We start from the raw sequence: 21,882 nt of genomic DNA, 5'->3' as shown, positions 1-21,882 counted from the left end.
AGCTTATCCGATCCTCATCTCGGAATTGTTGTCTTGTTGCGCACACTGTGACTCCATGGCTCCATTCATCAGCTTGAACAGTTCAAGCGCACTCCTGAACTTTTCAGATCGATTCTCCTCAGCCCAGACAACCTCTCCCTGCCAGGTGTTGTTGCTGTTGTTCTCGACCTTGATGATGAAGGTTCCTCGGTGTTTATTTCTCTTTTCCAAAAAATCTTTCATATCAATAACTCCATAGGTGCTAATTTTAGTTACACAACTTTAATTTTACTGATTACCCATCATAAGACCCATCATATTATTAAGAAATTTTGAAAAAAGATAAATTTTTTGTGAAAAAAAGTAAATAACACCTTAACCATGCGTCTTTGTGACTGTTCAAATCCAGTTTCACACGACATTTTTCATCTCTGAAAAGATTTTTGTAAAATATACTTGACATATTGCTATTATGGTTTTATTATAAGCTCATGAAAGGAAACGACGTCACCTTTCATAACAACAAACAACACACCTTACAAAGTATTGAAATGGAGGATATATAAAATGGCACTTCAATTATCAGTTGGTTTATTATTTGGAATTATCGTTGGACTTGTAATCGCATTTGTACTTCTCAAGATGGCAAACACCAATCACAGAATGAAGACAGAGTACGATGAGAGACAGCAGCTTATCCGTGGCAAGGGATATATGTACGGATTCTACACAATATTGTTCTATGAAGTGATCATGATGATCCTGGACTTGGCAGAAGTTAATTTCCCAATAGAGCACTACACTATTCACTTTGTCGGAGTTATTTTTGGATGCACAGTTCTTTGTATATACTGCTTATGGAACGATGTGTACTGGGGACTTAATAACAATAAGAAGAAATACTCAGTTATCATAGTTGTTTGCATCATCCTCAATCTGCTTCCTATCATAGGTCAGGCTGCAAACGGAACCCTGGTTCAGGACGGCAAGATTGGCCTTACAACCCTTAACATCTTCGTTATCATCATGATGGCTGCAATTGGCGTTGCTGCTGTAATTAAGAAGCTTGTAAAAAGAGATAGCTCAGAGGAGGAATAATATATGAAGAATTTAAGACTTAAATCCGCGAGAGCTGCTCTGGACCTGTCCCAGGATGACCTTGCTAAGGCATGCGGCGTCTCACGTCAGACTATTAGCGCAATTGAAAAGGGTGACTACAACCCAACCATCAACCTTTGCATCGCAATATGCAAGACCCTGAACAAGACTTTAGATGAGCTGTTCTGGGAAGAATAAAACAAAAAAGATCCGGCAGACCTTTAAAAGTCTACCGGATCTATTATTTTGCTACCAATTATTTAAGGAGCTTCTGACCAGCGAAGATCACGATGCAGGAACCGATAACACCTACGATCAGGTTACCAATAATTCCTGTTCCATGGATTCCTACAAGACCAAGAATAAGGTTTCCAACAAAGCCTCCAACTACACCAAGGATGATATTCCTAAGAAGGCTTCCTTCGTTATTCATGAACTTTCCTGCAAGCCATCCTGCGATTGCTCCAATGATAAGTCCTGTGATAAGACCCATTCCGTTAAACATATCTCTTTTCCCCTTTCTAGAAAACTTTTTTCAGAAAAGAGTATATCACAATTTAGCAGAAAGTGTCACAATCACATCTTTAGAAGTCGGATGCGTTCTGATAGAAGGTCACGAAGCTTCCCTTGGTCTTCTTACTCTCATAGGTGCAGCTGTCAGCGTGCTTGTACAGCTCCTCAAAGGAGAAGTTGTCATCTGGCAAATAGAATGCCGCGCCAACACTGATATTTACTATGGCTCCAGATAGCTCTGGAATATCTATGTTTTCTATAGAGTGGATCAGTCTGTTTATTACCGGTCTTCCAGCTTCGATACTGCAGATGGTCGGAGTATATGCCGCGAACTCATCTCCGCCCAAACGCAGGATAATATCTTTTTCCCTGAATGTCTTACGCATGGCTTCGCCGATAGCCATCAGGACTTTGTCACCGGTGTTGTGTCCGAAGTTGTCGTTGATACTCTTGAAACGATCCACATCAAAGAGGACGAACATTCCACCATCGCCGGTCTTTAGGGCATTCCTAATCTTATCTTCTCCGCTTCCGCGGTTGTTGATCTGGGTTAGCTGATCTATCTCAGCAAGATAGCGGAGCTTATCCCTTGAACGTTTCTCTGTATCAATGTTCTCTACAGCCCAGATAACAGACTTAAGAGTGCCGTCATTTCTTCTCTCAGCTACAATGTAACGTCCGCGGGTCCACATGTGATCAACGTTGAGGAACTCTATACTGATGGTACTCAGAGGTCCAATGCGCTCATCGAGAGTATCAAGGTTCATGAAGTCAATAACTTCGCTCTTTGATCTCTCGTCGCACATGTGACTAGCAATATTTCTCATTATTTCATCAGCAGTACCTTTGTCATCAGCCACGATCTTGGCTGTTCTTGGATCCTTGCATGCAACCACTTCCAGATGGCGGGTATCAAGGTCCACCTTATGCATGGCCATGTAGATGTTAGCTATGCAATCCACGTTATCGTCGGAATTCATGAGCTTTAATTTCTGATTTGTCATACTGTAAACAATTCCCAGAGTTATGAGGATTCCCAGGAAAGATGAGAGCATGACAACTCTTGTGAGCTGTCTTACATCCCTCATGACTGGTTCTGCGCTGGTCATGGTGATAACGGTCCAGGTGTCAGATATCTTTTTCGGGCAAAAGAGATAATCCTCACCGTTATACTTCACCATATAAACTCTGCCACCGCTCTTGCGAAGGCCTATGTAAATTTTCTTGTTATCCGCTTCCTCAGTCTCTCTGTAATTCTTGCCAACCTCGTCAGGAATGGAGTGCGCTATGACAGTTCCGCCCTCGTCAATGATCATGACTTCCTGCTCAGGGTTGTCCCCTGCCACGTCCTCTGTCATCTGTTGCATTCTGCTAAGCCAGATATCTATAGAAATGACACTCTTCTTATCAGACAAGAGCTTTGCTGCAGTTACAACAAGCTTTCCGGTCCTTGCGTCAATGTATGGATCGATGACGACCTTCGTACCGTTGGCATTCATTGCCTCTTTGTACCATACTCTCTCAGTGGGAACATAGCCCGCATCAGGGACCCATTTATCGCCATCCACGTACTGGCCCATTACATAGCCATAGATACCCTTTGTATCTCCGGACATTATTGAATTAAGATGTAGGGATTTTCGCTCAAGATAAGCCTGGACATCGTCTGCGGAATCGCCCTGGGTGATCATGTCATTAACTGTCTCACTGGCAGTATCAACTATAAGGGTCACATTATTGATGTAATCATTGAAGTCTTCTGCCACATCATTAGTCTCAATGACAGTCCTTGACTCAATGTTTTCCATACTAAGCTCATACTCTGTCTTGTAGACAAAGAAAGATACAGCCAGAAAGAACAGTGGCCAGAAAACAAAGGGTATAACTCCGATAAAGCCAAGCTTTTTAAGGAGACTTTTTAGTTCAGTCAGTCTTTTTTTCAAGTTAATTCACCATGTGCTGGTTATCAGGTCATGTGGGGAGCGAAACAAAATGTGACACTCCCACACATATATGATATTACTAACAGTGAATTAATTGTTGAAATTACGAATGTTTTAAGAAAGATTTATGTAATTTTTAGAATTTAGCCAAGCCCGGTATCAAGGGCCATCATAAGGATAAAGCCCAACGCAAAGCAGATGGTTCCTACGTTGGAGTGTTCCCCTTCTGACATCTCAGGGATAAGTTCTTCTACAACAACATAGATCATGGCTCCAGCTGCAAAACTTAAAAGATAAGGCATTGTCGGGATCAGTAGGCTTGAAGCCGCGATAACAAGGATCGATCCTATCGGCTCAACAATTCCAGAGAGCATGCCATACAGGAAGGTTTTCCCCTTTGGCACTCCCTCTCCAAGAAGTGGCATTGAAACGATAGCTCCCTCCGGGAAGTTCTGGATCGCAATACCAAGTGCCAGCGCCAAAGCTCCGGTAAAGGTTATGGTCTCATTTCCATAGAGCCAACCTGCACACACGATTCCAACAGCCATTCCCTCTGGAAGGTTGTGGAGGGTAACTGCCAGTACCAGCTTGGTGGTTTTCCTAAGTCCGCTCTTAGGGCCCTCTTCCTCACTGTTCATGTGCATATGGGGTGTCACCATATCCAGAACAAGCAGGAACAGCATACCAATTCCAAATCCTATAGAAACCGGGATAAAGCCCAGTTTACCCATATCTGTTGTCATATCAAGGGCCGGGAGCAGCAGGCTAAAGAAGGAAGCCGCCACCATGACTCCTGACGCAAATCCCGTCAGCGCCCTCTGCATCTTCTCTCCAATTGCATTCTTGAATAGGAAAACGCTGGCAGCGCCAAGGGTTGTTCCTAAAAATGGTATAAGAATTATCTGCCACATAGAATAACCTCCTGTCCTGTAGCGTCTCAGCTCAGCGCATCAAGCATGTCCTGCGGGTTCTCCGCAGCTTTCACCTTGCCCATGACCTTTACGATAACGCCCTTTTCGTCGATGAGGTAGGTTGTTCTCACAACGCCCATGGACACTTTACCGTAGTTGTTCTTTTCCTTCCACACGTCATATGCTTTCAGTACTTCAAGCTCAGTATCTGACAAAAGAGTAAACGGCAGCCCGTACTTTTCTTCAAACTTCTTGTGGGATGCCACAGAATCCTTGCTCACACCAAGGACCACTGCGCCCTTTTCGCGAAACTGAGGGTAGAGCTCACCAAAACTGCAGGCCTGCTTGGTGCATCCTGAGGTATTGTCCTTGGGATAAAAATAGAGCACCACCTTCTGTCCCTTATAATCTGACAGAGAATGCATATCGCCGTTCTGATCCGGCAGTTTAAAATCCGGTGCCTTTGTTCCAACTTCCAGCATAGTGTTCCTCCTTTGAATGTTTAGAAGTTACTGCCGTTCCAGCCCCAGTCGTCGGAGCCAAAGTAGCGGATGTACATGTGATCTGGAGCTACTCCCAGGATATCCCCGTAGATAGCCGTCAGCTCTTTTGTCATCCTGCTATAGGCATCTGGAGAAGCGCTTCCGAATATCTTAACCTCGATAAAAGCTGTAGGAGCTGAATCGTCGCCTCTGAAGTACATAGGAACATCACCCTCGATAGCAAGCATAAGCCAGCTCTCGCTCTTTCCAGGAATGATCGCAATGGCCTGTCCCAGGCGCTCCTTGAGCTGGATCTCTTTTTCCTTAGGTACGCTTACGTTAGTCTCGGTTGAAATAAATGGCATGGTCGTCCTCCTTTTGGATTATGCTTCTAAATGTGTCTGCTGGCGCTTTATACGTCCAGCACTATGGTAACTGGTCCGTCGTTTACTGACGCAACCTTCATGTCGGCGCCAAAAACTCCGGTACCAACTTCAAATCCCCTGTTTCTGCACTCTGATACCACTAGCTCATAGAGAGGCTCTGAGATCTCAGGCCTTGCTGCGTCGGTAAAGCCCGGACGCCTTGAGCTGCAATCCGCATAAAGAGTGAACTGGCTAACGATAAGGAGCTTCGCGCCAGCATCCTTGGGATTTATATTCATCTTGCCGTTTTCATCCTCAAACACCCGAAGGCCACAGATCTTGTCGGCAATCTTCACCGCCTGCTCTTTGGTGTCATCCTTGTGGACTCCCAGAAGAACCAGAAATCCCTTGTCGATTGAGGAAATCTCTTTTCCATCTATTGTTACTGATGCGGACAAAACCCGCGTGATCACTGCTCTCATATTTCACCCCTCAACAATGCTGTACTGCAAAAACTCATATTTGAGCCTTGTGCCTTCGGCAATACCATCTGGCAAAAGAGCTCTCGCAACAAGCTTCAGTTCATCCGACTCAATATCAGTCCTTCGAAGATTGGCGTAGTCGCCGTCAATACTTGCAACTTCATAATACCAGGTTTCCATTTGTATCCTCCTAATGTTTCGGCTGTTAGTCGCCTATGACAGGCGTATATCCCAGGTACTTCATGATGATCTCAAGGCCTTCCGTTGGTACGCAGAATGTTCCGTCCCTGTGTTTGCAACCCTTTACCACCTCGTCTATGTCAAACCACTTTACTTCTTCAACTTCCTCTTCCTGGAGCTTAAGGCTCTTTTCATCCACGGGCTTCTCGTAAACAAACACAAATGGTACCTCGTTGTCGTGGAACATCTTACCATGAAACTCCATGGCGTAATCTACGTGGAACTTCCCAACAAAAGAAAGATCCTCGTCCGATGCCTTTATCCCCAGCTCCTCAAAGAGCTCTCTCTGGGCTGATTCCAAAGGCTCGTCCCCCGCCTGGATATGTCCCGCTGAGGATGTATCGTACATTGAAGGAAAAGACTCTTTTTCTGCACTTCTCTTCTGAAGAAGGACCTGGTACGAATCTCCCTCCTTCCTTACAACCCACACATGGGCTGTCCTGTGCATTATTCCTTCATCGTGGGCCTTGGAACGGGTAACTGTCTCCCCCGTTGGCACCCCGTTTTCATCTGTTATATCAAATATCTCTTCCATGAATCAGCCTCTCTTGTAATCTGCGGAAACGTCCATAAAGGACCGTTCTCCATTTATGTAATCAGCGTAAGCTGTCTGTGCGTCCTTGCCATGAAACACCTTGCAAAGTCCGCACATGTCGCAGTCCGCAATGCATGGGAATCTTTCCTTTATATATGCTCTCCGCTCCTCTGCTGTGGATTCACTTATCTCTGGTGCAACGCCCATAATGCTCTCCTTAATGAATTTGCCTGTCCTGACGGTATTTCTCCATGTACTCCATGTTGATCTCGCGGATCTCTTTTTTGCCGTCAATGTAGTCCTTATAAATATCCCAGGGACTTCCGCCTCCCAGCCAGCATGACGAGCAGTTCTCGCATCCTCCACCACAGTCCATGGAGTCCTTCACGATCTGCTCCCGTTCCTCTTTAGTTGTATCTTTTATAAGGATTGATTTCATGCAGATACCTCACTATCGAATCCGAACAATTTGCAAAAAGAGCCGGGATAAAAGTCCCAGCCCCAAGCCCTATAGTTTTCTGACCCTCAATCAATTTACAAATGAAGGAAGATTGCATTTATCCATAACAATTTTCTGCTCTTCTACAACATAACAGGAAGCATAATAATCCCAGTCGTCAACATTGGATTTCAGGCAAAGCTTTTCAACTTCATAATCATGAGTCGAAATCCCTAAAAAGCAGAACAGACCTTTTTCTGTTTCGCCACAGCTAAAGACCATCCTATCCTTATTCTTAGCAGCAAACTCTTCTCCCAGCGCTTTCAGACATGAGTTAAAACCTATCTTCTCTCTATCCATAGCTGCCTCCTAGTTAAAAAAATCCTCAAAGGGATCAGCATAAAACTTAGTTATATTTCCAGTATACCATGAGATGATCATACTAGATTTCTGTCCGATCTTTTTAATAAACTCACGATCTTCCCTTGAAGCAGTAATCTCAATGTCAGGATGAGAATGCGCAACCAATTCGTATTTGCCTTGAAGTAACAGCGCTTCCAAATCCTCATCAAAATTGACTTTAGAGTGCTCTCCATGTATTAAAATATCATTATTCTTGCCTCTAAGCAATGCAAACTCATGATCCTCATGAGCGGATAAGTAAGCCAGATCTTCCACTTCAATGCTATTCTTTGGGAAAGATGCAAAGCTACCAGTAACTGGTGCTCTACTCAGCAAGTTCTGCCTATGTGCATTAAGTCCAGCTTCGCCAAATCTTATGGCATTTAAGGCTACCTGAGTGGATTTTGATGACTTAATGAAATCCGATAAAACAAAGAAATCCCTTTCCAACAATACTACTCCTTAATATCATATTACTTTCTCCATCTGTACATGAGGTATCCCATCCTCCATGAATACATCAGATACCACTTCAAACCCCTCTTTTGCATAATACCCAATAGCATATTCCTGAGCTTCCAAATAAATCTTTTTTGCCTTAAGCTGTTCTACCGCAAGTTCTACACCCACATGAAGAATGATTCCTCCAATACCTAATCCGTGCTCAAGTGTAACAACCCTTCCTATCTGAGCTATACCAGCTTCCTCATCCTTCCAAAAAACTCGAAGACATCCAGCTACTCTACCATTTTCGTTCCAGCAAAATACATGGATTGCATCCTGATCTTTATCGTCAAGGTCCTGATAAACGCAGTCCTGTTCAACAACAAATATCTCTGATCTTGTCTTGAGTATTTCGTACAGCTCATTTGTGCTTAAGTCCCTAAAATGCTTTACAACCAATTCCATAAAACTATGTTTTCCCTTCGTTATTTTTTTCTACACTTTTTTCCTTCTGATAATGGATCTCTAACAATTTCATCGCGGGTCACACTACCATTTTCCTCGAGCATCTTTTCAATTCTGGTATAATAGGCAATCAACCTAAGCACGTAATCAGGCATCTTCCGTCGTCCTGCCTCCCACTCTTCTAAAGTTCTAAGCGGAATCCCCATGTACTCAGAAAACTCTTTCCTATTCAAATTCAGATCTTCCCTAACACCCTTTAATATCTTGATCTGCTCGCCTAATTCTGCTTTTTTATGTTCCTGCTCCATATTCCCCTCCACACAAAAACCACACATTGCGTGTAGTAACAATAACACACATTGCGTGGTTTATCAACATCTTTCAAAACAGCCTCAGCTGTTCGTATTCGCTATCCCTCTTAAGCTCTGGCATTGGGGATCTTATCATGTCCATGGCAGCGGATGGATCTCCAAGGAAATCCCGCACTGCTCCGGCTTCTATCATAACTGGCATGCGGTCGTGGACCGGCTGCATTGACTTGTTGGCGTCGGTAGTCAGTATCACAAAAGAGTCTTTGTTGTCGCTAAGATCATAGACTCCCGCAAGGTAGATAGGGTGGCCATCCAGGCGCCTGAAGGTGAATCTGGTCTTGTCTCTGTCCCACTCATAGAACCCTGCTGCCGGAAGAATGCATCGCCTGAGCCTTAAGCTATCTGCAAACATTGGCTTTTTGTCCGCCTCTTCCGCTCTTGCGTTGATGATAAGCTTCCCATCTTTTCCCCTGATGCCCCAGAACAGCTCCGAAAAAGAAATCTCTTTTCCCGAAGCTCTGTTCCAGATAATCCCAGGAGTTGTGGTCCCAGGGGTGATGTCTCCGGTATCGGCGAAAAATGCCCCTGTTGCTATCTTAAGATCCTCTTTGACTTCAAATACGGTTTTATCGCTGTAGTAATATTTGCAGCACAAAGCTTAGTCTCACTTTCTGTTGAGTCTGTACCCAACCACAGCGCCGATGATGCCGCCGATGATGTGGGACAGATTGGAAATGTCGTCCTGGACAAAGAGTCCGTCGTAGATCTGCTGCCCAAGGAAGATGATGGCCACCAGGATAAAGGTCAGCGGAATCTCGCCCTCCTTGAAACTTGTAAAGGATGTCAGCAGGATGAATGCGAACACAACTCCGCTGGCTCCGCAAAGAGCCACGTTCCAGAACAGCACATAGTTTACGATTCCGGTTACAAGGGCTGTTATCAGGATGATCTGAAGGAGCCTCTTTGAACCATACTTCTCTTCAAGCATTGGCCCCAGCAAAAGAATGTACGCTGAGTTTCCAATGTAGTGGTCCCAGCCGCTGTGTCCCAGCACGTGAGTAAAGAACCTCACGTAGGTTAAGGGATCCAACAATGATGAGTGATATGACATGAACAGCAGCTGATTGCTAAGTCCGCCTGTAAGAAATCCCAGCACCAGTACTGCAAAGCACACAAATATGAATCCCAGTGTCACTGGTGAATTGAATGTTATCTTGAACTTTTTCATCTCTATTATTTGTATCCTTTTCTCTCTTTAGCTTTTTCTATAAGTAAGGCGGACTCGTCGAGAGCTCCAGCAAGATACTCTTCCTGCCACTCTCTTCCGGCCTTTTCTTTTCTCTTGATCTCTGCCCAGGCTGCGTGGAGCTCCTCATCATTAGCATAAGTCACTCCGCTAAACACGTGGGGATGACGGCGCACCATCTTCTCATTGATCGTACGGGCAACATCATCGAAAGTAAAGTAGCCTTCCTCCTCCGCCATAACAGCGTGAAACATAACCTGAAGAAGTAAGTCTCCAAGCTCTTCCTTGAGGTTCTCAGGATCCCCTGTCTTATCTAAAATGTTGATCCCGCTTACAACTTCCGCCGCTTCCTCAATGCAGGAAGCCTTAAGGCTGTCGTGAGTCTGAGCCTTGTCCCAGGGACATCCGTTCTCACTTCGAAGAGTCTCAACTATTTCCTTTAATCTGTCTATCTCAGCTCCCATTTTTCATACTCCTCCACCTATCCTCCATTATAGCAAAAAAAGACCAGGCAATTCACTGCCTGGTCGTCAAAATAGTTGTTTTCATCATTCAAGAGCATCGTATACTTTTACACCGTCCAAATATGAAACTAATACATTATCTGTATTGTAGTCGTTAAGGATATTTACATTAGCGTGTACACCATATGGTTCCAAAGCATCATACAATACTGTTGCAATGGAAGTTCTTATGGTTTCTGTCATATTATCCCATTCTTTCTTATCTACTAATCCTGCAGCTACTCCGTAAGCGCCTGCCGCAACTCCATCCTGCCACAAATTCAATGTCACCATATTACCTTTTTTATATATTGAGTAGTTCTTTCCAAAGCTACTCTTTACCGATGCTTCAGTCACCGTCATTATGAGCGAAACCGCTTCTTCATCAGAAGTCCCACCTGCTGCATAAACTGTGTTACTGCCAACAAATAGCACCCCAAAAAGCATCATTACTATTGAAAAAACAGCTATATTTCTCTTTACAGTTATCCTCATTAACACACCCTCACTTTCCGTTACTCTTTTGCAACAAAAAAGCACTGCTTCGCCAGCAATGCCTCTTCATATCTTCTGCAACTGGCTGACTTGGAAACAAGTCCCTATAGCTTTGTGTCGCCGGATCACTCCGGTTTTACCCTTTATTATGTTGTCTGTTTTACCGAGCTCTGTAGGTGTTATTATATCGTCGTCATTCAAGAAATAAAACAAACTCAGAGTAAAAAGATTATTAAAATATCATAACTATTATTCCAAGCTCTCCATAACTCTGGCAAACTCCTTCTGGAAGCGGTTGTCTTCTTCACTGTGCTTTCTTGCCGCTTCTTCCAGCTGCTCCTTTGACAGAATTTCGGAAGACACGAACTTAAGCTTATCTGCTGCCTTCTGGGTTTTAAGGACAATTTGCTGTGAGCTTCTGCCAACCATAAGTAGCTTCATGGCCTCTTCATCAGTCAGATACCCACTGGTGATTATCCCAAATGTTTCGTAGATGGTGTCGTTGGCTATGGGGCCGATTATGAGGTCATACTCTTGGTAAATATCAGGCTTAACTCTGCGGTTTGCAAAGATATATTCAAACCACTCTTTATCCCGAAGAAGAGTCTTGACCTTTAGGCTACTGTCATCCAGCTGGTACTTATTGACTATTACGTCACTTCCTGGCTGCTGCCTTACCCATGAGCAGGCAAAGTCTCTGTCATCAGTGGTATAGAAGCCCTGACCAAAGTCAGCATTCTTCCTGCCGTGATGCACATCTGGCTTCTCTATAACCTGGTACCCTGCATGGTATAAAGTGATCATATTGTATCCTCTTATAAAGTTAACCAATCATATCAGCTACTGATGAGCTCAGAACCTCTCTGCACTCTTTAACCAGAGACATATCGCTGCAAAGGATAAGGACTTCGTTCCAGCAGGTAGCAACTTCATCCTCAAGAGAGTCGATGTCCTCGATGCCCCACATTACAGCAAAGTCGTCGTATCCAGATACATCGTTAAATCCATTGAGCTCCTGGTCCATCTCCTCGAAAGTGCTGCGCCAGATATCTGATTCGCCGCAGAATACCACGTTCTTGCAGCCTCTTGCAAGGATCATCTGTGCAGTCTCTCTCATGATGGATGCGTCTGCTGTCTCGTCGCACACGATGATAACTGTGTGATTGGACAGGTCTCGAAGATCTCTGCGGTTTCCTAAAGCTCTTTTCCCGGCAAGGGCAAAAGAGATATTCTGCTTAACTACATTATCTGTGTAAAGGTACTGTGTCATAACGTCCCTCCTTATGTTCAAACGGTTTACAACTTTTTTCTTCTATCTGACAGTACCATTTAAACATTAATGGTGGGTCGTTTATCGGACTCTATTTCAATGCATCGCTTACAATATCGCAGTGATCAAAAGCAAGGTCTGACAGTGTAATGGTCAGGTCATCCGCTGTAAATCTAAGATCTCCTGTGCCTTCACCGCTTATCACAAACCACTTGGCATCCGCTGCATCGTCTGCGGCTATCGGCTTAACCTTAGCTGGATCAACCATGGCCTTGTATGCTGCTGTAACCGTCCATCCTCTTGGGTCTCTGCCTGGCTTACTGTAAATGCCAACAAGAGTAAGGTCCTTGGCATCCATCTTAATGGTGGTCTCCTCTTCGAGCTCCCTTGCTGCGCTCTCTTCTATTCTTTCACCCTTCTCGGAAAAACCTCCGGGTAGAGCCCACTTTCCAAGGAAGGGGTGGTTGCCCCTGCGGATCAGGAGAATTTTCTTTTCCCTCTCATCTGTGATGATGCAGATGTCTGCTGTAAGGGATGGGCGCTCCCAGTCCCCAGGATTGTATCTCTCAAGAAATTCTGCTTCCGTCAGGCCATTTTTGTCGCGAATTGGTTCCATGGTTTACTCCTATCAAAAAAAGTCCGTCGTGATTGCAATAATAGTATACCATTTTTACTCCGTTTATCTTAAAGCGGGCCTCCGCCTTTTGCTCCGGGTAGAGCTTGACCATCTGCATTCTGTCTGATGAAGCTGCTGCCAAAAATGAGATGTAGTGGTCCTTAGTCATCACATGGTCCACAGAAACATAGTACTCATCCTCTATGCGCTCCACTGTAACCTTGTGCTGGTCATCCGCAGGTTCTGCCGTTAGAGGCGAAAGCTGGATCCCATGGCATGTGATCACGGATTCGCCCATGCTGTGGATCACATTTCCGCAGACAGGACATACATAGAATTTTGAGCGCAGCATGTTAGCGGACACGTTGGCGTTCTGAATGGCGTTACCTGAGATCAGCTCTGTGACTGAAATCCTGAACACATCCGCGATGGGCTCAAGGAGCGTGATATCAGGATACCCTTTTCCTGTCTCCCACTTGGAAATTGTTTTATCAGTAACTCCCAGCTTGTCTGCGAACTGCAGCTGAGTCATCTTATTCTTTTCCCGGAGCTCTTTTATTATGGCTCCTGTTACATATTGGTTCATTTCTTTTTCCTCCATGAACAAATAGTAACCCGCTTCATATAAATAGGCTACCTACGAAAAGTAGAGTCACATTTATCCTATGGTAAGAAGATCTCCGAAAGCTTCGATCTGAGCGTCCTTTTTCTCATCCGGAATGAGCTTTGGATCAAGGAATGAAGCCTTCGCGTCAAAAGAGCTGATCCCAAGGTACTTAGCAAGCTTCTCGAAAGCCTGGTCAGCACCCTTAGCTGTCTGGCATGCGAAAGCAGCAATCTTCATACCCTTAAGGGCAGCCATGTTCTCTGCGATAAATGTTCTGATGGGTGGTGTAAAGGTAGAAGCCCAAACTGGGAATCCAAAGATTACCCTGTCATATTTTGTCAGGTCAACTTCATATTCCTGAAGCTTTGGTTTTTCTGACATCATGGCGCTCTTTCCGCCCCATACGAACTTGGCAAAGCCCTTGTCTGCGTATGCCTTCTTGGGAACGAGCTTAAGTACGTCAGCGCCTGTCTTTTCCTTAATACGGTTCACTACATATTCCGTATTGCCTTCTAGTGAATAGTAAACTATCAGATCTTTCATTTCTTTTCCTCTCTATATACTAATTTCCTTTTCCCTCAGGTAACAGAATAACCAAATAAAAAAACAGGCTGAATATTTTCACAGATTCACCCTGTTTTTACACTGATTTATTTAATTAATTCGTTGGCTCTTTTACCTGAGTATCTCGTCGATGGTGGATACGGTACTGAAACTTCCGGAGTGGCTGGCGATTATCTCCTTCATAAGTGGAAGTTCAAAGTAACTGATATAGCAGATCAGAGTGTTGTTCTCGCCTGCGATGGCGCCGCGGGAATCCATGATGGTGCAGGTCTTGTTGAGCTTTTTCTTGATGTCAGCGATGATGCCATCAGGATCCTGGGTGATGATGGTGATCTGCTTGATGGATTCGAAGTGGTCGGTGTAGTGGTCGATAACGGTTGTCGCAACAAAGTACACCAGAAGGCTAAGGAGCGCTGCTGTGGCATCGATAACTGCAAAGACAGTGAGGTACACAAAAAGGTTAAATGCCAGGAGCACTGGGGTCATGCTGTAGTTGCGCCCCGTTATGTCCGAGAGCTTTTTTACTATGATATTGGCAAGGATCTCAGAACCGTCGATACAGCCACCGTTTCGAAGGATCAGTGAAAGTCCCGCTCCAAGAATGGCGCCTCCAAAGGCAACAGCCAGGAAGTGCTCGGTGTTTATTTCAAAGGGAATGTTCTCAAAAAAGTCCAGGCCAACCATGTAGACTACAGATCCCACTGCGGCCTTGATGGTGAACTTTCTTCCAAGAAAGACGTATCCTGCGACCAGGAAAGGAAGGAATACGAAAAGCACGCACAGAGGCAGCTCGAACCCAGTGACTTTATGAATGATGATGGCAACGCCCGCTGTTCCGTAGTCTATGGCGTCGTTGGGAAGAAGGATCAGGGCAACTGAAAAGCTGGCCATGATGGCTCCCAAGATGATCAACATGTATGACAATATGCCTTGTTTCTGCTTTTTCTTCATGTTTTATATGCTCTCCGCCTTGGCTCTATGGCCGTGATGTATATATAGTATAGCATGACTTTTATGCTTAATCGTTAGATATTCTGCGGTTTATGGGAATTTAATTTATAGGATTTTTCGAATGTTTTATACACTTTTTAGAATATATAGTGTATATTGAAATCAGAAGATACAATATGTTGTGGTGATTGTTCATTGGTAACAAGGAGGTGCTTATGAACATAGATGCGATGACAAATAGAAGGGATATGAGATTTTTCGTCGAAGCAGCCATGGCCATGACAAACGAGTCCGGACAAGAAGAAACGCCATCTGCAATAATAAGCTCCATTTCGTTCTCCACAATGCTGGAAAACGCCATCAAAATGGAACTGCTTAAAGAACATTGATCAAGCGTGCGTCTTCCCAGCGCACTGCTATATAAAACCCATACATGCCATTTTGCATGCCTCCATGAAAAAGGCGGTGCTTACGCATATCATAAATATGCCTAAGTACCGCCCTCTCCTTTTTTATAGAAGTTCAAGCACCAGCTTGATAAAGAATACTGTAAGGACCATTATCAGAATCGGCTTAACTATCTTTGAGCCGTTCTTCTCAAACCTTGATGCTCCAAGGTAATTTCCCGCAATATTGAAACAACCTGCTATTATTCCCAGTGGCAAAAGAACCTGTCCGTTGATGAGGAAAACCACCAGCGCCGCAAAATTCGTAGACAGATTGATGGCCTTCGTAAGACCGTTTGCTGTAGTGAGCTTAAGCCCGCCAATCCCTGTCAGTATGAGGATCAGAAATGATCCCGTGCCCGGCCCATAGAAACCATCATAAACTCCTATGAAAAGAGCTGCCAGCGCGCAGATCAAAGTTGTCACTCCCTCTGAATGGGTCTTGTTTGATTCAAACACATCCTTCTTGGTCAGAACATACAGCCCTGTAAGAGGGATTACGATCATCAGAATGATCTTGAAGGCCCTATCCGGAATGATAAGGGCTATGTTAGCTCCGATGGCAGAACCGATAAGCGCGCAGGGCACGCAAAAAAGCGCCATCTTCCAGGGCACAAAACCGCTCCTGGCGTATTTCGTTGTAGTTACTGAAGTTCCCATTATAGAACTCATCTTATTGGTGGCAACACAGTTGTGAACCGGAATCCCGGTCAGCAGATAAGCCGGAAGCGATATAAGACCTCCTCCACCTGCCACAGCGTCCACAAATCCCGCAAGGAATACCAGCGGGCAAATGATCAGATACTTACTTAGCATAAATTCTCCGTCGATGATCACTTAGTAGTTCATCATATAATAATATTTTTATCCAGCTTTGGAAGGTTGTTCTTGTGGATCAGCATTAGAAGTGCTTCTTTCGCCTTAAGGGGAACATCAGGATCCACATACTCTTTAACAACTCCGTCTTTAATGGCAACGACGTTGACGCCGTATTTTTGCCTAAGGTTTAGCTCTTTTAACGACTTCCCAACCCACTTCTCCTTGGGAAGCATCTCGATAAGGCAGATATCCTCACTGACCTCAAAATACTCAAGGAAGTTGCTGGCAATAAGTCCCCTCGCGGTCCTGATGCCACTCTCTTCCTCAGGGAAGATGACTTCGTCTGCTCCGATCTTGGACAGAACAGTTCCCATTCTCTCGTTGCTTGCCTTAGCCACAACCCACTTAACACCGCTCTCCTTGGATACCATGGTGCACATGATGCTGGATTCAAGGCTCATTCCCATGGCAACCACAGCGCAGTCGATATTGGATATTCCAAGGGCCTTGATGGCTGCAGGGTCTGTAAGATCCGCTTCAATGGCAGATGTAGCCTTTGCTGAATAGGCCTCAATGATATCAGGGTCGTTATCAACAACCATAACATCTGCGCCGCTCTCTATCAGCTTGTCAGCCACTGCCTGTCCGAATTTTCCAAGGCCGAATATTGCAAATGATCTGTATTTCATAAAAAGAGCTCCTCCTTAACCTACAATGAAGTGTCCATTTGAAAATCTGATGTCGTTCTTGTCTGAGCGTCCTGTGCTAAAGAACAGCGCCATAGAAATAGGTCCTATTCTACCAGCGTACATTCCGATCATTACCACGATCTGTCCAGGAACATTAAGGCTCGATGTCAATCCTCTTGAAAGTCCTACCGTTCCAGTAGCACTGAATATCTCATAAGCTGCAGAAAGCGCAGGCACGTGGCAAACCTGCATCAGCACCATCAGAAGCACAATGCTCAGCATAAGGTTTGACATAACGATGGCACTGGCCTTGTTTATCAGCTTTTCCGACACAGCCCTGCTAAACACAACGGGCTCCGTCCTGTTCCTGATAAATGAAAAGACATTCAGCATGACCACAAATATCGTCACAGTCTTGATACCACCCGCTGTACCAACAGGAGATCCACCCACAAACATGTACATAAGACCCGCGATGCAGGTTGAGGGCGTCAGCGCCTCCTGGGGAACCGTTGCAAATCCCGCAGTCCTGAAGGTTATGGACTGGAAGAAGCTTGCAAGGATCTTATTTCCCACGGACATATTTCCAATAGTGTCAGGATTATTCCATTCAAACAAAAGAACTAACAGCGCTCCTGAAATGATAAGGAACAGCGTAAGGTTAATAACGAGCTTAGTGTGTACCTCAAGCCTCCTCCAAAAGGCCCTCAGTCCGATCCAGCGCTTTGAAGATCTCTTTATATTCTCGATAACATCAAACCACACTACATATCCGATACCACCAAGGACGATCAGGGTCATGGTGATAAGATTAACCGGAAGATTTGTCTGATAATCAATAAGTGAGTTAGGTCCCATAACATCCATTCCTGCATTACAAAAGGCAGAAACTGAATTAAAGATGGACACCCACACACCCTTTAATGGCCCAAACTTTGGCACAAATATAAAGGCGTACAGTACAGCTCCAATCCCTTCAACTATCAGGGTATCTTTTATTACTCTCCTAAGGAACTTAATGAGACCAGAGATTGTATCAAGGTTGTAATAGTCCTGTATGAGGATCCTGGTCCTTAGGGAGAACTGCTTTTTCATCATCATCATAACTATGGAAAACAGCGTTATGACTCCGAATCCACCGATCTGTATCAGCACCAGGATTATCAGCTGTCCAAAGAAGCTCCAGTGTGAAAACGTATCAACTACCACCAGCCCCGTTACACATATGGACGTTGTAGCTGTGAACAGCGCTGTCAAAAAAGAAGTCTCTTCCCCCCTAGCTGTTGCGAAAGGAATCATCAGTAGCAGCGCCCCAACAAATATTGCCAGTAAAAATCCCAGAACGATTATCTGGGTTGATGTCATTCTATTTTTATCTATCTTATTTTCACTAATTACACGCAAGGTCTTAACCCGCCTCCTACTCTATCCTTCTACACTACCAAGGAATGAGCTTATTCGCAATAAAAGAATACAAAAAAACAGATTGAACCACATAAGCGATTCAATCTGTTATTAACTGTAAGTAATAAATTACTCAGCTACGTATGGCATAAGTGCAAGATGACGAGCTCTCTTGATTGCAGATGTAAGCTCTCTCTGGTGCTTAGCACAGTTGCCTGTAATTCTTCTAGGAAGGATCTTGCCGCTCTCAGAAACGAACTTCTTGAGCTTAGCTGTATCCTTGTAATCAATTACATTGTCTTTGCCACAGAATACGCAAACCTTTTTTCTTCTGTGCATTCCGCCCTTTCTCCTTACAGGAGCATCGGATCTATCAGACTTTGTGAAAGCCATTGCTAATTCCTCCTTATCAATTAAAAGGCAGCTCCTCTTCAATTCCGTCTGGAATATTCATGAAGCCATCGCCTGCTGCAGTGGGTGCAGGATCATTGGCAGGAGCACTTGAACTGCTGTAGTTGTCGCTGTAGCTGCCACCATTAGATGATGCATTCTTGCTCTCAGCGAATTCCTGCTCTTCTACAACCACTTCTGTTGTGTAGACTTTGACGCCATCCTTGTTAGTGTAGGAACCTGTCTGGATCCTGCCAGTGATGAGCATCTTTGTGCCCTTCTTGAGGTACTTCTCAGCGAACTCTCCGGCTCTGCCGAATGCTACACAGCTAATGAAATCTGCTGTCTGCTCGCCATCGCCATTGTTACGACCACGTCTACGATCAACTGCAAGAGTGTATCTTGCGATTGCCATAGGCTCGCCGCCCTGTGAATATCTTACCTCTGGGTCCTTTGTTAAACGTCCACATAAAATAACTTTGTTCATTTTTCGTCCTCTTCTATTTAAGCCTCGTTCTTAACGCATAAATATCTGATGACACCATCCATGATTCTCATACGAGCTTCGATCTCAGCAGGAGCTGTAGGCTCGCCGTCGAACTGGATGAAATAGTAGAAGCCTTCTGTCATTTTCTCGATCTCATAAGCGAGCTTCTTCTTGCCCCACTCATCGACGTTGGTTACCTGACCACCGTGTTTCTCGATAGTTCTCTTAACCTTCTCGATGACAGCGGTTCTTGCGTCGTCTTCGATCTTTGCACTAACAACAACGGCTAATTCGTATTTGTTCATGCTATTGTTACCTCCTTTTGGTCTCTGGCTACTTGTATCAGTCAAGTAGCAAGGAATTTATCACAGAGTAGTATGTTACCATACTTCGTTTCCAAAAGCAAGGGATTTTATTTAATTCCCTTGACGTTTTTTTCCACGTCCCGCCTTGGTAACATCACCTGGTGACCGCAGCCGAGGCATTTTAGTTTAAAATCTGCCCCAACCCGCAAAACTTCCCACTCAGAACTTCCGCAAGGATGTTGTTTCTTAAGTTTTAAAATATTGCCAACCTGAATGTCCATATATTACAGTTCAATACCCTGGAGCGATGCAAGTTCAGTAAACAGTTCTCCGATCTTTCTATTTATCACCAGAGTATTCTCAGCTTTTCTAACATCAATCTGATCTCTGTTAATGATGACCAGCTTGTTGCCCCTGAAATAGTTGATAAAGGAAGCAGCAGGATATACTGTAAGTGATGTTCCGCCGATGATGAGCATGTCTGCTCTGGCAATAGCATCAATTGCTCCTGAAACCTGGTCATCAGGAAGACCTTCCTCATAAAGAGTGATATCAGGTCTTACAACGCCTCCGCAGCTACACTTTGGAATAGGCTCCTTTGATTCAAAAATGTAATCAGACGGGAACTCTTTTCCACAGCTCATGCAGTAGTTCCTGAGGGCGCTACCATGAATCTCGTAGACAACCTGGCTTCCTGCCTTCTGGTGAAGACCATCAATATTCTGAGTGACGATGGCTTTTAATTTGCCCTGCTTCTCAAGAGCTGCCAGATACTTATGAGCATTGTTTGGCTCAATGTTTCTGGTGTCCATTTTCTGTCTGTGGAACTCATAGTAAACCTTGGGCTCATAAACAAGACAGCTGTGGCTAAGAAGATATTCTGGCTGATACATATCAAATCTTACGTCGTGCTGATTGTACAGACCATCCTTACTTCTAAAATCAGGGATTCCACTCTCTGTGGATACTCCTGCGCCGCCAAAGAAAACTACATTGTCTGATGCTTCAATAAGTTCTAACAATTTCTCAACATCACTCATCCTGTCGCCCTCCAAGACTTAACTATTAAAAACCTGCCTTCTTAAGAAGATCTGCAAGAGAAGTTGTAGCCTCTCCCTCGCTCTCAAACTCTATCTTCTCCTCAGTTATCTCAGTTGCTGCGATCTCTTCAAGTGCCTTCATGCTAAGGCTGAGCTTGCCATCCTTGATGGCTGTTACCTTAACCTTGACCTTATCTCCAACCTTAAGGACAGATGAAGGATGTGCAATTCTCTGATTAGAAATCTGTGAAATGTGAACCAAACCTGAAAGTCCATTTCCAAGATTGATGAAAGCACCATAGTTCTGAAGACTCTCAACTACGCCTTCTGTAACAAGGCCAACCTCAACATTTGAAACCATCTCAGATCTTCTGGCATCAGCCTGCTCTTTGAGATACTCTCTTGCTGAAAGTACAAGCTTGTTGTTTTCTTTGTCAGCTGTAATTACCTTAACCTTAAGGGTCTTGCCAACAAACTCAGGGATCTTGTCCTCTTCTACATAGTTAAGGTCAAGCTTGGATGCTGGGATAAAGCCTCTGATTCCCTCAAGGAATGCAACTGCACCAGCCTTAACAGCTTCAGATACCTTAACATCTACATACTCACCAGACTCAAGAAGCTCCTTGAGCTTGTCCCATGACAGAACCTGGGTTGCTTCCTTTTTAGATAAAAGAATATTTCCCCTTCCATCATCTGTGCTGACAACTGTAGCGGAGATCTCGTCTCCAACAGCTATGTCTCTGTGGATATTAAACTTGGGATCGTTGCTAAGATCCTCAACCTTGATAATACCCTGGGTGTAATACTTAAGATCCAAAGTAACTTCTGTGTCAGACACATCAATTACTGTTCCTTCAAGAATATCCCCCTCTTTTACCTTGCGGAAAGATCTCTCGATCTCATCCTTAAAATCGTTCATTGTTTCTTCTGCCATACCATACCTCCAATTGAAAACTAGATAAATTATAGCACAAAAAAACCATGAATATTGAATATTCATGGTTTTTAGAGGTGACAGGCGGATTTGAACCGCCGCTCAAGGTGTTGCAGACCTATGCCTTACCGCTTGGCTATGTCACCAGATGATGACTCCGACGAGAATCGAACTCGTGTTACCGCCGTGAAAGGGCGATGTCTTGACCGCTTGACCACGGAGCCTAATGCTTAGCGGACACGCTGTCGCTATAGCTCCCCCTGTCGGACTCGAACCAACGACACTTCGGTTAACAGCCGAATGCTCTACCGACTGAGCTAAGGAGGATTATTACTTCTGATGATACAACAATACCATGCTCTCGCATGGTACCTTTCTTTGTACCTTCAAAACCGAACACTGAAATCTCTTGGATCCTATCTTGCTTTCTTTGGATAAGCCCTCGACCTATTAGTACACATCAGCTGAACATGTTACCATGCTTACACCTTGTGCCTATCTAACCTC

The 21,882-nt window shown here is 44.4% G+C and carries 37 protein-coding genes, 3 tRNA genes and 1 riboswitch; of the genes, 3 read left to right on the top strand and 37 right to left on the bottom strand.

Annotated elements, in window-relative coordinates; all coding sequences use genetic code 11:
* Positions 1 to 3 precede the first annotated feature (3 nt).
* Entirely contained in the window at positions 4 to 222 is a 219-nt protein-coding gene (locus D6855_RS14850; RefSeq protein WP_120742492.1) for a hypothetical protein, read from the bottom strand.
* Between the two features lie 324 nt (positions 223 to 546).
* Here D6855_RS14850 and D6855_RS14845 point away from each other — a divergent pair, with 324 nt between their 5' ends.
* Together D6855_RS14845 and D6855_RS14840 are read left to right on the top strand one after the other, a co-directional pair.
* On the top strand, positions 547 to 1,077 hold the full coding sequence (locus tag D6855_RS14845) for a hypothetical protein (protein WP_120742490.1): 531 nt from the start codon (positions 547 to 549) through the stop codon (positions 1,075 to 1,077).
* A 3-nt stretch (positions 1,078 to 1,080) separates the two neighbouring features.
* Positions 1,081 to 1,275, top strand: coding sequence for a helix-turn-helix transcriptional regulator (locus tag D6855_RS14840; RefSeq protein ID WP_120742488.1), 195 nt, complete (start codon positions 1,081 to 1,083; stop codon positions 1,273 to 1,275).
* Positions 1,276 to 1,333: 58 nt separating this feature from the next.
* Here the strand turns inward: D6855_RS14840 and D6855_RS14835 are convergent, their stop codons facing one another.
* The 24 genes from D6855_RS14835 to D6855_RS14720 all read right to left on the bottom strand — a co-directional run bounded on the left by D6855_RS14835 (position 1,334) and on the right by D6855_RS14720 (position 14,861).
* The gene (locus D6855_RS14835) at positions 1,334 to 1,582 is read right to left on the bottom strand and encodes a GlsB/YeaQ/YmgE family stress response membrane protein (RefSeq protein ID WP_199712463.1); all 249 of its coding nucleotides are present in this window, start codon (positions 1,580 to 1,582) and stop codon (positions 1,334 to 1,336) included.
* A gap of 79 nt (positions 1,583 to 1,661) precedes the next feature.
* A complete protein-coding gene (locus D6855_RS14830) occupies positions 1,662 to 3,533 on the bottom strand; it encodes a sensor domain-containing diguanylate cyclase (RefSeq protein WP_120742486.1) in 1,872 nt (623 codons plus the stop codon).
* Positions 3,534 to 3,676: 143 nt separating this feature from the next.
* A complete protein-coding gene (locus D6855_RS14825; protein ID WP_120742484.1) occupies positions 3,677 to 4,444 on the bottom strand; it encodes a ZIP family metal transporter in 768 nt (255 codons plus the stop codon).
* A gap of 26 nt (positions 4,445 to 4,470) precedes the next feature.
* Positions 4,471 to 4,926: a thioredoxin-dependent thiol peroxidase gene (bcp, locus tag D6855_RS14820; RefSeq protein ID WP_120742482.1), complete on the bottom strand. Its 456-nt coding sequence runs from the start codon at positions 4,924 to 4,926 to the stop codon at positions 4,471 to 4,473.
* A gap of 20 nt (positions 4,927 to 4,946) precedes the next feature.
* Positions 4,947 to 5,291, bottom strand: coding sequence for a phenylpyruvate tautomerase MIF-related protein (locus tag D6855_RS14815; protein ID WP_120742480.1), 345 nt, complete (start codon positions 5,289 to 5,291; stop codon positions 4,947 to 4,949).
* Positions 5,292 to 5,338: 47 nt separating this feature from the next.
* Positions 5,339 to 5,773, bottom strand: coding sequence for a D-aminoacyl-tRNA deacylase (gene dtd, locus D6855_RS14810; RefSeq protein WP_120742478.1), 435 nt, complete (start codon positions 5,771 to 5,773; stop codon positions 5,339 to 5,341).
* Positions 5,774 to 5,776: 3 nt separating this feature from the next.
* A complete protein-coding gene (locus D6855_RS14805) occupies positions 5,777 to 5,953 on the bottom strand; it encodes a chorismate--pyruvate lyase (protein ID WP_120742476.1) in 177 nt (58 codons plus the stop codon).
* A gap of 25 nt (positions 5,954 to 5,978) precedes the next feature.
* Complete coding sequence (locus tag D6855_RS14800; protein ID WP_120742475.1) at positions 5,979 to 6,548, bottom strand: NUDIX hydrolase; 570 nt, start codon at positions 6,546 to 6,548, stop codon at positions 5,979 to 5,981.
* 3 nt (positions 6,549 to 6,551) lie between these two features.
* Positions 6,552 to 6,755, bottom strand: coding sequence for a hypothetical protein (locus D6855_RS14795; protein WP_120742473.1), 204 nt, complete (start codon positions 6,753 to 6,755; stop codon positions 6,552 to 6,554).
* A gap of 10 nt (positions 6,756 to 6,765) precedes the next feature.
* Positions 6,766 to 6,987 (bottom strand): hypothetical protein, encoded by a 222-nt coding sequence (locus D6855_RS14790; protein WP_120742471.1) that lies wholly within the window; start codon positions 6,985 to 6,987, stop codon positions 6,766 to 6,768.
* A 90-nt stretch (positions 6,988 to 7,077) separates the two neighbouring features.
* Positions 7,078 to 7,347 carry a hypothetical protein gene (locus D6855_RS14785; protein WP_120742469.1) on the bottom strand — a complete coding sequence of 90 codons (270 nt, stop codon included), beginning with the start codon at positions 7,345 to 7,347 and terminating at the stop codon, positions 7,078 to 7,080.
* Between the two features lie 9 nt (positions 7,348 to 7,356).
* On the bottom strand, positions 7,357 to 7,839 hold the full coding sequence (locus D6855_RS14780) for a hypothetical protein (protein ID WP_120742467.1): 483 nt from the start codon (positions 7,837 to 7,839) through the stop codon (positions 7,357 to 7,359).
* A gap of 18 nt (positions 7,840 to 7,857) precedes the next feature.
* On the bottom strand, positions 7,858 to 8,298 hold the full coding sequence (locus D6855_RS14775; RefSeq protein WP_120742465.1) for a GNAT family N-acetyltransferase: 441 nt from the start codon (positions 8,296 to 8,298) through the stop codon (positions 7,858 to 7,860).
* 20 nt (positions 8,299 to 8,318) lie between these two features.
* Positions 8,319 to 8,606 (bottom strand): helix-turn-helix domain-containing protein, encoded by a 288-nt coding sequence (locus tag D6855_RS14770; protein WP_120742463.1) that lies wholly within the window; start codon positions 8,604 to 8,606, stop codon positions 8,319 to 8,321.
* A gap of 73 nt (positions 8,607 to 8,679) precedes the next feature.
* Positions 8,680 to 9,264 (bottom strand): SOS response-associated peptidase, encoded by a 585-nt coding sequence (locus D6855_RS14765; protein WP_120742461.1) that lies wholly within the window; start codon positions 9,262 to 9,264, stop codon positions 8,680 to 8,682.
* 9 nt (positions 9,265 to 9,273) lie between these two features.
* The gene (locus D6855_RS14760; protein WP_120742459.1) at positions 9,274 to 9,837 is read right to left on the bottom strand and encodes a rhomboid family intramembrane serine protease; all 564 of its coding nucleotides are present in this window, start codon (positions 9,835 to 9,837) and stop codon (positions 9,274 to 9,276) included.
* 5 nt (positions 9,838 to 9,842) lie between these two features.
* Positions 9,843 to 10,319: a MazG nucleotide pyrophosphohydrolase domain-containing protein gene (locus tag D6855_RS14755; RefSeq protein WP_120742457.1), complete on the bottom strand. Its 477-nt coding sequence runs from the start codon at positions 10,317 to 10,319 to the stop codon at positions 9,843 to 9,845.
* 84 nt (positions 10,320 to 10,403) lie between these two features.
* On the bottom strand, positions 10,404 to 10,853 hold the full coding sequence (locus tag D6855_RS14750; RefSeq protein ID WP_120742455.1) for a hypothetical protein: 450 nt from the start codon (positions 10,851 to 10,853) through the stop codon (positions 10,404 to 10,406).
* Positions 10,854 to 10,926: 73 nt separating this feature from the next.
* Positions 10,927 to 11,004: riboswitch (cyclic di-GMP riboswitch) on the bottom strand.
* Positions 11,005 to 11,102: 98 nt separating this feature from the next.
* The gene (locus D6855_RS14745; protein ID WP_120742453.1) at positions 11,103 to 11,657 is read right to left on the bottom strand and encodes a DUF3990 domain-containing protein; all 555 of its coding nucleotides are present in this window, start codon (positions 11,655 to 11,657) and stop codon (positions 11,103 to 11,105) included.
* Between the two features lie 19 nt (positions 11,658 to 11,676).
* Positions 11,677 to 12,123, bottom strand: coding sequence for a hypothetical protein (locus tag D6855_RS14740; RefSeq protein ID WP_120742451.1), 447 nt, complete (start codon positions 12,121 to 12,123; stop codon positions 11,677 to 11,679).
* 91 nt (positions 12,124 to 12,214) lie between these two features.
* The gene (locus D6855_RS14735) at positions 12,215 to 12,739 is read right to left on the bottom strand and encodes an NUDIX domain-containing protein (protein ID WP_120742449.1); all 525 of its coding nucleotides are present in this window, start codon (positions 12,737 to 12,739) and stop codon (positions 12,215 to 12,217) included.
* On the bottom strand, positions 12,690 to 13,325 hold the full coding sequence (locus D6855_RS14730; protein WP_120742446.1) for a helix-turn-helix domain-containing protein: 636 nt from the start codon (positions 13,323 to 13,325) through the stop codon (positions 12,690 to 12,692). The genes D6855_RS14735 and D6855_RS14730 overlap by 50 nt, the downstream gene beginning before the upstream one ends.
* 72 nt (positions 13,326 to 13,397) lie before the next feature.
* Complete coding sequence (locus tag D6855_RS14725; RefSeq protein ID WP_120742444.1) at positions 13,398 to 13,889, bottom strand: flavodoxin family protein; 492 nt, start codon at positions 13,887 to 13,889, stop codon at positions 13,398 to 13,400.
* A 132-nt stretch (positions 13,890 to 14,021) separates the two neighbouring features.
* Positions 14,022 to 14,861 (bottom strand): YitT family protein, encoded by an 840-nt coding sequence (locus D6855_RS14720; RefSeq protein ID WP_120742442.1) that lies wholly within the window; start codon positions 14,859 to 14,861, stop codon positions 14,022 to 14,024.
* Positions 14,862 to 15,076: 215 nt separating this feature from the next.
* Here D6855_RS14720 and D6855_RS16735 point away from each other — a divergent pair, with 215 nt between their 5' ends.
* Complete coding sequence (locus tag D6855_RS16735; protein WP_158589554.1) at positions 15,077 to 15,250, top strand: hypothetical protein; 174 nt, start codon at positions 15,077 to 15,079, stop codon at positions 15,248 to 15,250.
* 123 nt (positions 15,251 to 15,373) lie between these two features.
* On the opposite strand, the gene D6855_RS14715 is transcribed toward D6855_RS16735, so the two are convergent.
* The 12 genes from D6855_RS14715 to D6855_RS14660 all read right to left on the bottom strand — a co-directional run bounded on the left by D6855_RS14715 (position 15,374) and on the right by D6855_RS14660 (position 21,702).
* Positions 15,374 to 16,123 (bottom strand): sulfite exporter TauE/SafE family protein, encoded by a 750-nt coding sequence (locus D6855_RS14715; RefSeq protein WP_120742440.1) that lies wholly within the window; start codon positions 16,121 to 16,123, stop codon positions 15,374 to 15,376.
* 32 nt (positions 16,124 to 16,155) lie between these two features.
* Positions 16,156 to 16,815: a potassium channel family protein gene (locus D6855_RS14710; RefSeq protein WP_120742438.1), complete on the bottom strand. Its 660-nt coding sequence runs from the start codon at positions 16,813 to 16,815 to the stop codon at positions 16,156 to 16,158.
* Between the two features lie 15 nt (positions 16,816 to 16,830).
* Entirely contained in the window at positions 16,831 to 18,219 is a 1,389-nt protein-coding gene (locus tag D6855_RS14705; protein WP_243111966.1) for a TrkH family potassium uptake protein, read from the bottom strand.
* Positions 18,220 to 18,348: 129 nt separating this feature from the next.
* Entirely contained in the window at positions 18,349 to 18,612 is a 264-nt protein-coding gene (rpsR, locus tag D6855_RS14700; protein ID WP_024866345.1) for a 30S ribosomal protein S18, read from the bottom strand.
* A 16-nt stretch (positions 18,613 to 18,628) separates the two neighbouring features.
* Positions 18,629 to 19,096 carry a single-stranded DNA-binding protein gene (locus tag D6855_RS14695; RefSeq protein ID WP_120742436.1) on the bottom strand — a complete coding sequence of 156 codons (468 nt, stop codon included), beginning with the start codon at positions 19,094 to 19,096 and terminating at the stop codon, positions 18,629 to 18,631.
* 17 nt (positions 19,097 to 19,113) lie between these two features.
* A complete protein-coding gene (gene rpsF / locus D6855_RS14690; RefSeq protein ID WP_024866343.1) occupies positions 19,114 to 19,401 on the bottom strand; it encodes a 30S ribosomal protein S6 in 288 nt (95 codons plus the stop codon).
* A gap of 107 nt (positions 19,402 to 19,508) precedes the next feature.
* Positions 19,509 to 19,682 (bottom strand): DUF951 domain-containing protein, encoded by a 174-nt coding sequence (locus D6855_RS14685; RefSeq protein WP_120742434.1) that lies wholly within the window; start codon positions 19,680 to 19,682, stop codon positions 19,509 to 19,511.
* 3 nt (positions 19,683 to 19,685) lie between these two features.
* Positions 19,686 to 20,441, bottom strand: a complete 756-nt coding sequence (locus D6855_RS14680; RefSeq protein ID WP_120742432.1) for an NAD-dependent protein deacylase — start codon at positions 20,439 to 20,441, stop codon at positions 19,686 to 19,688.
* Between the two features lie 25 nt (positions 20,442 to 20,466).
* Complete coding sequence (locus D6855_RS14675) at positions 20,467 to 21,375, bottom strand: S1 RNA-binding domain-containing protein (protein WP_120742430.1); 909 nt, start codon at positions 21,373 to 21,375, stop codon at positions 20,467 to 20,469.
* 75 nt (positions 21,376 to 21,450) lie between these two features.
* Positions 21,451 to 21,521: transfer RNA gene (locus D6855_RS14670), tRNA-Cys, on the bottom strand.
* Between the two features lie 6 nt (positions 21,522 to 21,527).
* Positions 21,528 to 21,599 (bottom strand) — tRNA-Glu (locus D6855_RS14665).
* A 30-nt stretch (positions 21,600 to 21,629) separates the two neighbouring features.
* A tRNA-Asn gene (locus D6855_RS14660) sits at positions 21,630 to 21,702 on the bottom strand.
* Positions 21,703 to 21,882: the final 180 nt, after the last annotated feature.

The sequence above is a fragment of the Butyrivibrio sp. CB08 genome, assembly GCF_003625485.1.
Classification (GTDB): domain Bacteria; phylum Bacillota; class Clostridia; order Lachnospirales; family Lachnospiraceae; genus Butyrivibrio.
Note: the sequence above shows the minus strand (reverse complement) of the source record. Positions and strands in the feature narration are given on the sequence as shown.